This is a genomic window from Kitasatospora sp. NPDC059747, from assembly GCF_042732955.1.
Classification (GTDB): Bacteria; Actinomycetota; Actinomycetes; order Streptomycetales; family Streptomycetaceae; genus Kitasatospora.
In genome coordinates, this window is the sequence record NZ_JBHWGV010000090.1 from 24700 (window position 1) to 35069 (window position 10370).

Annotated in this window: 5 protein-coding genes and 1 tRNA gene; 5 read left to right on the forward strand and 1 reads right to left on the reverse strand. The window is 75.6% G+C overall.

Features of this window, described 5'->3' with window-relative positions; genetic code table 11:
* Nucleotides 1-229: 229 nt before the first annotated feature.
* Nucleotides 230-1561 (reverse strand): M20/M25/M40 family metallo-hydrolase, encoded by a 1332-nt coding sequence (locus ACFV4G_RS31285; protein WP_380445486.1) that lies wholly within the window; start codon nucleotides 1559-1561, stop codon nucleotides 230-232.
* A gap of 291 nt (nucleotides 1562-1852) precedes the next feature.
* Between ACFV4G_RS31285 and ACFV4G_RS31290 the strand changes: the two genes are divergently transcribed.
* The 5 genes from ACFV4G_RS31290 to ACFV4G_RS31310 all read left to right on the forward strand — a co-directional run bounded on the left by ACFV4G_RS31290 (nucleotide 1853) and on the right by ACFV4G_RS31310 (nucleotide 10103).
* Nucleotides 1853-1937, forward strand: a tRNA-Leu gene (locus tag ACFV4G_RS31290).
* A gap of 199 nt (nucleotides 1938-2136) precedes the next feature.
* Nucleotides 2137-5673: a BTAD domain-containing putative transcriptional regulator gene (locus ACFV4G_RS31295; protein ID WP_380445487.1), complete on the forward strand. Its 3537-nt coding sequence runs from the start codon at nucleotides 2137-2139 to the stop codon at nucleotides 5671-5673.
* A 339-nt stretch (nucleotides 5674-6012) separates the two neighbouring features.
* On the forward strand, nucleotides 6013-7773 hold the full coding sequence (locus ACFV4G_RS31300; RefSeq protein WP_380445488.1) for a condensation domain-containing protein: 1761 nt from the start codon (nucleotides 6013-6015) through the stop codon (nucleotides 7771-7773).
* On the forward strand, nucleotides 7770-9059 hold the full coding sequence (locus ACFV4G_RS31305) for an MFS transporter (protein WP_380445489.1): 1290 nt from the start codon (nucleotides 7770-7772) through the stop codon (nucleotides 9057-9059). The genes ACFV4G_RS31300 and ACFV4G_RS31305 overlap by 4 nt, the downstream gene beginning before the upstream one ends.
* Nucleotides 9060-9071: 12 nt before the next feature.
* Nucleotides 9072-10103, forward strand: coding sequence for a LuxR family transcriptional regulator (locus ACFV4G_RS31310; RefSeq protein WP_380445490.1), 1032 nt, complete (start codon nucleotides 9072-9074; stop codon nucleotides 10101-10103).
* The last annotated feature ends 267 nt before the right edge of the window (nucleotides 10104-10370 follow it).

Consider the following 10370-nt stretch of genomic DNA (forward strand, 5'->3'; position numbering starts at 1 on the left):
TTTGCCATTCACCCGCAACGGTGAGGACTCGCACACATGACCACCGCCGAATTCCAAGCAGGATCGTTTCTGTCGATCTCCCCGACCGCGTCCCAAATCATTAGCTCCGACAATGCGGACGGGGCCCCCCCCCCCCCCCCCGGGGGGGGGCGCGCCCCCCGCCCCCCCCCCCCCGCCGGCGGGGGCCCCCCCCCCGACTCGGACGCCGGCTCGGCTCGGCGGGCCCGACTCAGCAGGCGTCGATGAACCGGTCCAGCACGCGCACGCCGAACTTCAGCCCGTCCACCGGCACGCGCTCGTCCACGCCGTGGAACATCCCGGCGAAGTCCAGCTCCGGCGGCAGCTGGAGCGGCGCGAAGCCGAAGCAGCGGATCCCGAGGTCCTGGAACGACTTGGCGTCCGTCCCGCCCGACAGGCAGTACGGCACCGCGCGGGCGATCGGGTCCTCCGCGCGCAGCGCCGTCTGCATCGCCTCGACGAGCGCGCCGTCGAAGCTCGTCTCGATCGCCTTGTCCGAGTGCAGGCTCTCGCGCTTCACGCGCGGGCCGAGGACGCTGTCCAGCTCGGCCAGGAACTCCTCCTCGTAGCCGGGCAGGAAGCGCCCGTCCACGTGCGCGGAGGCCTGGCCGGGGATGACGTTCACCTTGTAGCCGGCGCCGAGCATGGTCGGCTGGGCGGTGTTGCGCAGCGTGGTGCCGATCATCTTGGCGATGCCGCCGAGCACCCGCAGCGTCTCGTCCATGTTCTCCGGGTCCAGCTCGACCCCGAGGGCGTCGGACAGCTCGTCCAGGAAGGCCCGGACGGTCTTGGTGATCCGCAGCGGGAACGTGTGCCGGCCCAGCCGGGCGACCGCCTCGCACAGCTCGGTGATGGCGTTGTCGTCGTTCTCCATCGAGCCGTGCCCGGCGCGGCCCTCGACCGTCAGGCGCATCCAGTGCATGCCCTTCTCGGCCGTCTCCACCAGGTAGAGGCGCACCTGGTCGTTGACCGTGAAGGAGAAGCCGCCGACCTCGCCGATGCCCTCGGTCACGCCCTCGAACAGCTCCGGGTGCTTGTCCACCAGGAACCGCGCGCCGTACGTGCCGCCGGCCTCCTCGTCCGCGACGAAGGCCAGCACCAGGTCGCGCGGGGGCTTGCGGCCGGTGCGCAGCCGGTCGCGGACGACGGCGAGGGTCATCGCGTCCATGTCCTTCATGTCGACCGCGCCGCGGCCCCACACGCAGCCGTCCGCGATCTCGCCGCCGAACGGGTCGTACGTCCAGTCGGCGGCGTTCGCCGGGACGACGTCGGTGTGGCCGTGGATCAACAGGCCCGGGCGGGACCGGTCCTCGCCCTCGATCCGGACGACGGTCGAGGCCCGCCCCTTGGCCGATTCGAAGATCTGCGGTTCGACGCCGAACTCGGCGAGCTGCTCGGCCACGTACTCGGCGGCCTTCCGCTCGCCCGGCCCGGAGCCGTCCCCGTAGTTGCTGGTGTCGATCCGGATCAGATCGCGACAGATCCCGGCGACCTCCGACTCAGCCGTCACCCTCGGCGTCGCCGACTCGCTCCGCTCGCTCACGGTCACTCCTCGTCTCTGGCCCGCACCCGCGCACCAGCGCGCCACCCCCGGGATCTGCACCCGGGCCGTACGAGCACGTCCGCCCATCCTCCCGCAGGCCCCCATCGGGATCCACCCCCCGCACGGGCCCGAAACCCCCTGGTCACGCCCCCGCCACACGCCGTCCCTTGCCCGTGTCACCGCCCCCGCTCCCCCGCGCGGAACCGTTTTGGGAACGCAAGCCGATCTTTGCTACAGTTACATCTGTCAGCGCGGCCGACGGAAAGACGGAAGCCGCAAGGACAACACCCGGTCCGGGTGGCGGAATGGCAGACGCGCTAGCTTGAGGTGCTAGTGCCCTTTATCGGGCGTGGGGGTTCAAGTCCCCCCTCGGACACGGAACATCCCCTCGGGGCTCGCGAGAGCACCGGGGGGATTTCGCGTTTTCCGGGGCCGTTTCCCAGCCGTTTCCGGGGAGCCGTGGGGCGGGTGGGGGTTGCGGACATGACATGGACACCCTTGCCCAACGGAATGGTCTAGTCCACACTGGCCGTCGGCCCGGGAGGGCCCCGGGGCGGGCGGACGAGGGGGAGGCCATGGGGGGACGGGACGCGGCGCCGGGGCTCCCTTGGGACGGTCCGGAGACGGGGGGCGAGACGCTCGGCGCGCAGGTGCAGGGGCACCGGCGGCGGGCGGGGCTCAGCCAGGAGGACGCGGCCGCCCGTGCCTCGATCAGTGCCCGGGCGCTGCGCGACATCGAGCGCGACCGGGTCAACCGGCCGCAGGCCGGAACGCTCCAGCGGCTGGCCACGGCCCTCGGGTTGAGCGGCGCCGACGTCGACCGGCTGCTGACCGCCGCCCGCGCGCGGCCGGCCAGGAACACCGGCCGGCTGCGGTTCCTGATCCTCGGCCCGCTCGTCGTGCAGCGCGACCGGACCCCGCTCGCGGTCACCAGCCCGATGCAGCGCCGCCTGCTCGGACTGCTCGCGCTCAAGCACCCCGAGCCGGCCACCCAGCAGGAGATCGCCGAGACGCTCTGGCCCGCCGGCCCGCCCGGCTCGCGGCAGAGCCTCGTCCACACGTACGTCAGCCAGGTCCGCCAACTGCTCGAACCCGCCGCGCCCAGGGCCGGCGCGAAGCCCGCCGTCGCCCGCACCCCCACCGGCTACCTGCTGGAGGCCGCCTGGAGCCAGCGCGACCTCGGGCACTTCGACGAACTCCTCGCCCGCGCCAAACGCGCGCTCGCCGCGGCGGACCCCGTCCTCGCGTACGAGTCGCTCACCTGCGCCCTGGAGTGGTGGCGCGGGCCCGTGCTCGCCGACGCCGACCCGGCCTTGCGCAACCACCCCGCCGCCGTCGCCGCCAACGAGCAGCGGACCGAGGCCGTCCTGCTGCACGCCGACGCCGCGCTCCGGCTCGGCCGCCCCGAGGACGCCGTGCGCCGGCTGTGGGAGATGGTGCGGGAGGAGCCGCTGCACGAGGGCCTGCACGCCCGGCTCGTCCTCACCCTCGCCAGCTGCGGCGAACAGGCCGCCGCGCTCAAGGTGTTCACCCGCTTCCGCGACCGGCTGGACGAGGAACTGGGCATCGCGCCCAGCGAGGAACTGCGCGAGGCGCACCTGCGGGTGCTGCGCCAGCAACTGCCCCGCGCACGGCGCACCGGCACGGACGAACCGTGGACCCCTGCGGCACCGGGCCCGGCCCCCGCCGTCCGGCCGGCCCAACTCCCCGCCGAGGCCGGGGCGTACGTCGGCCGCCGCCGCCAACTCCGGGAACTGGACGGTCTGGTGGCCCCGAACCCGGCCGTCCGGCAGAAGGTCGTCGCCGTGGTGGGCGCGCCGGGCGTCGGCAAGACGGCGCTCGCGATGCACTGGGCGCACGCGCGGCGCGACAACTTCCCGGACGGGCAGCTGTTCGTCGACCTGCGCGGCCACTCCCCCGTGCCCGCGCTGCGCCCCGGCGACGTCCTGGCCCAGTTCCTCCGCGCCCTCGGCGTGCCGCCCGACCGGATGCCCGCCGACGAGGACGAGGCCGTCGCGACGTACCGCACGCTGCTCGCCGACAAGCGGATGCTGATCGTGCTGGACAACGCCCGCGACCCCGAGCAGGTCCGGCCGCTCATCCCCGGCGCGCAGGGCTGCGGCGTCGTCATCACCAGCCGCACCCGGATGGCCGGGCTGGTCGTCAGCGACGGCGCCCGGCAGCTGGCCCTCGACGTGCTCGGCCCGGACGACGCCCTGCGGCTGCTCGCCCACACCGCCGGCGCCGAGCGGGTCGCCGCCGAGGAGGAGGCCGCGCGGGCCCTGGTCCAGCTGTGCGGCGGGCTTCCGCTCGCGATCAGGATCGCCGCCGCCAACCTGCACGCCCGCAACACCGGCATCGCCGTGTACTGCACCGAGCTCGCGGGCGACGACCTGCTCAGCCGGCTGCGCGTCGAGGGCGACCGGCACGCGACCGTCAAGGCCGCGTTCGACCTCTCCCACCGTGCCCTGCCCGAACCGGCCCGGCGGATGTTCCGACTGCTCAGCCTGATGCCCGGAGCGGACGTCACCGTCCACGGCGCCGCCGCCCTCGCCGACACGACCTCCGCCGAGTCCGCCCTGCTCATGCACCGGCTGACCGATGCTCACCTCGTGCAGGAGCGCTCCCCGGGCCGGTTCGGGCTGCACGACCTGCTGCGCTCCTACGCCCGCGAACTCGTCGTCGGCGACGAGGTGCACGGCGCCCGCGAACGGCTCTTCGAGTGGTACCTGCGCCACGCCGAGGCCGCGGCCCGGCTGCTCGACCCGACCAGGCCCGCGGCCGGCCCCGGACCGGCCGCCGCCACGCTCGTCCCGGACCGCGCCCAGGCGGCCGCGTGGCTGGACGCCGAACGGGACAGCCTGGTCGGCGCCGTCCTGCACGCGGCCCACTCCGGCTTCCCCACCGTCGCCTGGCGCCTCGCCGAGAGCCTGCACGGCTACCTCTCCCGGGGCATGTACACCATCCAGCGGCTGCGCGTCGCCACCGCGGGGCTCGCCGCCGCCGTCACCGACGGCCGGCTCCGCGCCCAGGCCACCGCGCAGTTGCAGCGCGCCGACTGCCACTGGACCCTCGGCAACAACGCGCTCGCCGTCACCCTCTTCGGCAAGGCCCTCGACCTCGCAGGGCGGGCCGAGTGGCCGGCCGGCCAGGCGATGGCGCTGCGCCGGATCGGCGCCGCCCACCAGGAGAACGGCAGCATGCGCCTGGCCTCCGACTACCTCTCCCGGGCCCGCGAGCTCACCGAACGCGCGGGCGGCGCGGGCACCGCCGACGACCTCACCGACCTCGGCCTGATCTGCTGGAAGCTCGGCCGCCTGCCCGAGGCCGCCGACCACTTCACCCGCGCCGCCCGGCTCTACCGCGACCTCGGCTCCGTCCGCGGGGAGGCGATCGCCCACACCAACCTCGGCATCGCCCACCGCGCCATGGGCCGCTCCCGGGAGGCGATCCGGGTGGCCGGCGCCGCACTGGCCGTCCACGAGGCCACCGGCAACCGGACCAGCGAGACCGTCGCCCTGAGCTGCCTCTCCCGCGCCCACTCCGACCTCGGCGACCACCGCACCGGCCACCGGCTCGCCGAGACCGCCCTCGCGACCGCGCGGGCGCTCGGCAACCGCCGGCTGGAGGCGAACGCCGCCTTCGTCCTCGCGATCGCGCTGGAGCGGGCCGAGCGGCTGCCCGAGGCCGCCGACAGCTACCGGCAGGCGCTGCACCTCGCCGAGGTGGTGGACGACCGCTTCCCGCAGGTGTCCGCGCTCGTCGGCCTGGCGACCGTCCAACGTCGGCTCGGTGAGCAGCAGTTCGCCCTGCTCACCGCCCAGCAGGCGCTCGGCCTGGCCCGCGAGTCGGAGTTCCGGCTGCTGGAGGCCTGCGCGCTCGACGTGCTCGCCCACGTCCGCGTCCTGCTGGGCGACCCGCGCACCGGCGCGGACCTGGCCGCGGAGGCGCTCGCGCTGCACCGGGAGACCGGCCACCGGCCCGGCGAGGCGCGCAGCCACCACGTGCTCGGGCACGCGCACGCGGCGCTCGGCGCGCCGGAGGAGGCGCTCGCGCACCGGCGCGCGGCGGAGCGGATCGGCGAGGAGACGGGGACCGGGGCCGTCCTCTGAGTCACGGCCGAGCCCTCACGGCCGGGGACGGCGGCGCGGACGGAGCGGGCGGGCGGACCACACGAACAGACCGCACGGACGGACCACGCGAACAGACCGCGCGGGCAGACCCGTTGGCGCCGGGACAACTGCTCCGGAAGTTGCGGCCACTTCTTCCGGTCGCCCGGCCGCCACCCGCCCGCCCGCCGGATCGCCGAGCTCAGCCCCCGTACGCGGCCCCCGCCGACCGGAAGTTCCGGCCGCACCGCCTCTGGTGCGACTACAGCCGGTCCAACAGCCGCCCTCCGTACCGTGATCCAGAACCCCCCACACGACCGCCGCGATCCATGAGGTGACACGTTGCCACAGCTCACGGTCGACTTCGCCGGTGCCCGCCCCGCACGGTCGGGCCCCCTCTCGTTCGGTCACGCCAACATCGTCCGTGCGATCAGCATCGACGACGACCCCACGCGCCTGAACCTGGCCATGGTCTTCGGCGTCCCCGCCGACGGCGGCCCGGACCGGATCGCCGCCCAGCTGCGCACCTTGCTGGAGCGCCACGAGTCGCTGCGCACCACGTACGTCCTCACCACCCCGCCCACCCAGCGGGTCGCCGCCTGCGGCACGCTCGCGGTCGAGCTGGTCGAGTCGGACGGCGACCCCCTGGGAACGGCCGAGCGCACCGCCCGCCGGCTGCGCGCCCGCCCCTTCGACCTGGAGTCCGAACTCCCCTTCCGCGCCGCCGTGGTGACGGCGGACGGCGTCCCGAGACAGCTCGTCTGGGTGGTCACCCACGCCGCCATGGACGTCGCCGCGTGCGAGGTGCTGCACGCCGAGTGGGCCGCGCTGTGCGCCGGCCGCGAGCTGCCGGAGCCGCCCGCGCTGGAGCCCGTCGACGTCGTCGGGCTGGAGCGCTCGGCGTCCGTCCAGCGGATCGGCGCGGGCGCCGTGCAGTACTGGGGCGCCCAGATCGGCCGGGTGCCGCAGGCCGTGTTCCCGCCGCCCACCGGCACCCCGGCCAAGACCGACTGGCTGCACCCCGGCCTCGCCGTCCGCTCCACGGCCGCCCCCGCCCAGCTGGCGGCCGTCGCCGAACGGACCGGCGCCAGCGCGTCCACGGTGGTGCTCGCGGCCCTCGCGGTGCTCGTCGGCCACCGCGCCGGGCACGGGACCGTCGCGGTGACCTCGCTCTCCGGCAACCGCGTCGTCCCCAAGCTGCGCGGCTTCTTCGGATCACTCGCGCAGGACGCGCTGCTGCCGCTCGACCTCGACGGGCCGACCGGCTTCGACGACGTCGTCCGCCAGGTGCGGGCGGCCGGGCTGCCCGCGTACCGGCACAGCTGGTTCGACCCGACCGCGGTCTGGCGGGCCATCGAGGCGGCGAGCACCGAACGCGGCATCTCCTTCGCCCGCGACCTCGTCTTCAACGACATGAGCGCGCTGGCCGCCGCGGCCGGCTCCCCCGACGAGTCCGCGCGCGGCCGGCTGCCCGGCGTGTGGATCCCCGGCCACCAGGAGCCCGCCGTCCCGGAACCGGGGCTCGGCGGCAGCGTCGGGTGGGTGCCCCCCGAGGACGTGCCCTGCCGCTTCTTCGCGTGCCTGTACCGGCTCACCGGGGAGTTCGAGCTGACCCTGTGGCTCGACCCGCAGACCCTGGCCGACGCCGAGGCCGAGGAGTTCGGGCGCGCCCTGCTGCGCCTGTTCGCGGCCGCCGCCGAGGAGGACGTGGCGCTCAAGGAACTGCCCTCGCTCACCACGCTCGCGCCGGTCGAGCGCGGCCCCGGCTGGTACCTCAGCGACCGCTCCTGGGTGGAACTCGCCGCCGTCCGGACGCTGCTCGCCGAGGTGCTGGCCGGCACGCCGCACCTCGTCACCGCCGAACCGGACGACGACCTCGGCCACCGACTGGTGTGCCACCTCCCCGGGCCGGCCGACCCGCGCGACGTCCAGCGGCGCGCGCTGGCCGCGCTCCCCGGGCGGGTCCGCGCCATCACCCCGCACCGCTACGTGGTGCACGACGGCGCCCCCGAGCCGGCCCGCGCCGACGACCCGCGGGCCTGGGCCGGACTCCCGGTGCTGTCCGACTCCTCCGGCCGCCCCGCGGAAGGCGACCTGACGTGAGCGCCACCGACACCAGCGCCGACGAGGCGAGTTCCACCGGCACGGGCGCCGAGGACGCCGGTGCTCCCGGCGCCGCCCTGTGGTCCGCCAACTTCCGCCGCTACTTCGGCGCCCGCACCGGCTCGCTGCTCGGCGACGCGATGCTGCCCGTGGCGCTGTCCGTCGGCGTCCTGGACAGCGGCTACGGCACCGCCGGGGTCGGCTACGCGCTGGGCGCCTGGATGGCGGCGCTCGCCATGGGCGTGCTGTTCGGCGGCGTGCTCGCCGACCGGTTCACCCCCCGCCGGATGATGGTCCTCGCCGACCTCGTGCGCCTGGGCATCCAGGGCGCGCTCGCCGTCGCGTTCGCCCTCGGCACGCCGTCGCTGGCCGCCATCGTCGCGCTGCAGTTCGCGAGCGGCCTGGCCACCGCGCTGTTCCAGCCCGGGGTGGCCGGACTCGTCCCGCAGGTCGCGCAGGACGTCCAGCGGGCCAACGGCGCGCTGCGGATCGCCGAGTCGCTGGCCGGGGTGGCCGGGCCCGCCCTGGCCGGGGTGCTCGTCAGCTTCTCCGGGCCGGCCGTGGTGTTCGCCATCTACGCCACCACGTACGGGATCAGCGCCGCCTGCCTGTTCGCGCTGCGGCTGCCGCCGCGCGCGGGCGAGCCGGCCGGGGAGTCGTTCCTGCGCCAACTGGTCGAGGGCTGGCAGGAGTTCCGGGCCCGCTCGTGGCTGTGGGGCGTCATCTCGGTCTTCCTGCTGTACGGGTGCTTCGTGGCCGGCCTGTCGCTGCCGGTCGGCACCGACCTCGTCGTCGCCGCCCACGGCTCCACGGTGCTCGGCACCGGCCTGGCCGCCATGGGCGTCGGCGGGCTGGTCGGCGGCGCCGTGGCGATGCGGCTGCGCCCGGCGCGGCCGCTCGCCTTCGGCACGATCGGGTGGGTGCTGTTCGCGCTGTACCCGCTGACGGCGGCGGTCCGGCCCGACGTGGTCGTGCTGTGCGTCGGCTGGGGCCTCGCCGGGGCCGGTCTGGCGCTGTGGTCGGTCCTGTGGGCGACCACCGTCCAGACGCAGATCCCGGGCGACCTGCTCAACCGGGTCTACGCGTACGACGTGGCCGGCTCGCTGCTGTCGATGGCCCTCGGCCGCGCGCTGGCCGGGCCGATCGCCCGCCTGACCGGGGAGCGGACGCTGATGTTCGCGTCCTTCGGCGTCGGGCTGGCCTGCAGTGCCGTCCTGCTCGCGGCACCGGCCGTCCGCAGGCTGCGCGCCGCCGGACCGGGCGGCGGACGACCGGACGAGGACTGAGTGGAGGCGATCATGGCACACGCGGCACCGACCGTACGGCAGGACTCCGCGAGACACCCCGGTGAGCCGGACCAGTTCGTGGTCTGGCTCTACGAACGGGCCCTCGGCCGACCGCACTTCACCCCCGCCGGGATCGCCGCCGAACTCGGCCTCCCGTTCCCCAGGGTCCTGCGGGCGCTCGACGAACTGCGCGAACTGCGCCTGGTGCGGCCGGCCGAGGACGGCGGGAGCCTGCTGGTCGCGGTCAGCCCGGACACCGCCCAGGTCGAGCTCCTGGTGCCGCTGGAGCGGGCGATCCACGACCAGCGGCGCCGGCTCGCCGGCTTCAAGGGCCAACTGCGCTCGTTCGCGGCCGCGTTCGACAAGCAGGCCAAGACCCGCACGGAGAGCGTGGTGATCACCGACGACCCGCAGGAGCTCCGGCTGCGGCTCCTCGACGCGGCCCAGCGTTGCACCGAGGAGTTGCTGGTCATGCAGCCCTGCGTGGCGCAGGAGACGGCCGAGCTGCGACTGGCCCGGCCGCTCGTGCTGGAGGCGCTGCAACGCGGCGTCCGGGCCCGGGTGCTCTACCCGCACACCGCCCGCGGCGACGCCGGGACGCGGGCCCACATCGGCGCGCTGATGGCGGTCGGCGGGCAGGCCCGCACCACCAAGGAGGTGCACGACCGCTTCCTGGTGTTCGACCGGCAGGTCGCGTTCATCCCGGCCGGCGAGGGCGACGCGATCGCCGTCGTGTACGACGGGGCGGTGGCGGCCTTCCTCGGCGGGCTGCACGAGCGCTACTGGGCCTCGGCCTTCGAGTTCGACTCCGCGGCCGGCGGCTACGCCGGGACGATCGAGGAGGTGAAGGCGACCATCCTCGAACTGCTGGCCTCCGGTGCCAAGGACGACGTGATCGCCCGGCGGGTGGCGATGTCGGACCGCACCTTCCGCCGCCACCTGGCCGCGATCATGCAGGACCTCTCCGCCACCAGCCGGTTCCAGGCCGGCGTGCTGGCGGCCCGGACCGGGCTGGTCGGCCCGACGCCGAGGAACGCCGCCTGAGCCGACGGGCCGCGCCGGTGCCCCGGCCGGGTGGGTCCACCGTGCTGCGCCCCCCGGCACCGGCACCCGGCGGGCGGGCAGCGGGACCCACCACCGACCCTCTCCGCACCACACCCGGCCCCGCTCCTCCGAGCGGGAACCGTCCGCTGCCCGGCCCGAGCCGCGGGGGGGGGGCGGCGCCCCCCGCGCGGCCCCCCCCCCCCCCCCCCGCGCCCCCCCCCCCCCCCCCCCCCCCCCCCCCCCCCGCCAGACCACAAGCTCGAACGC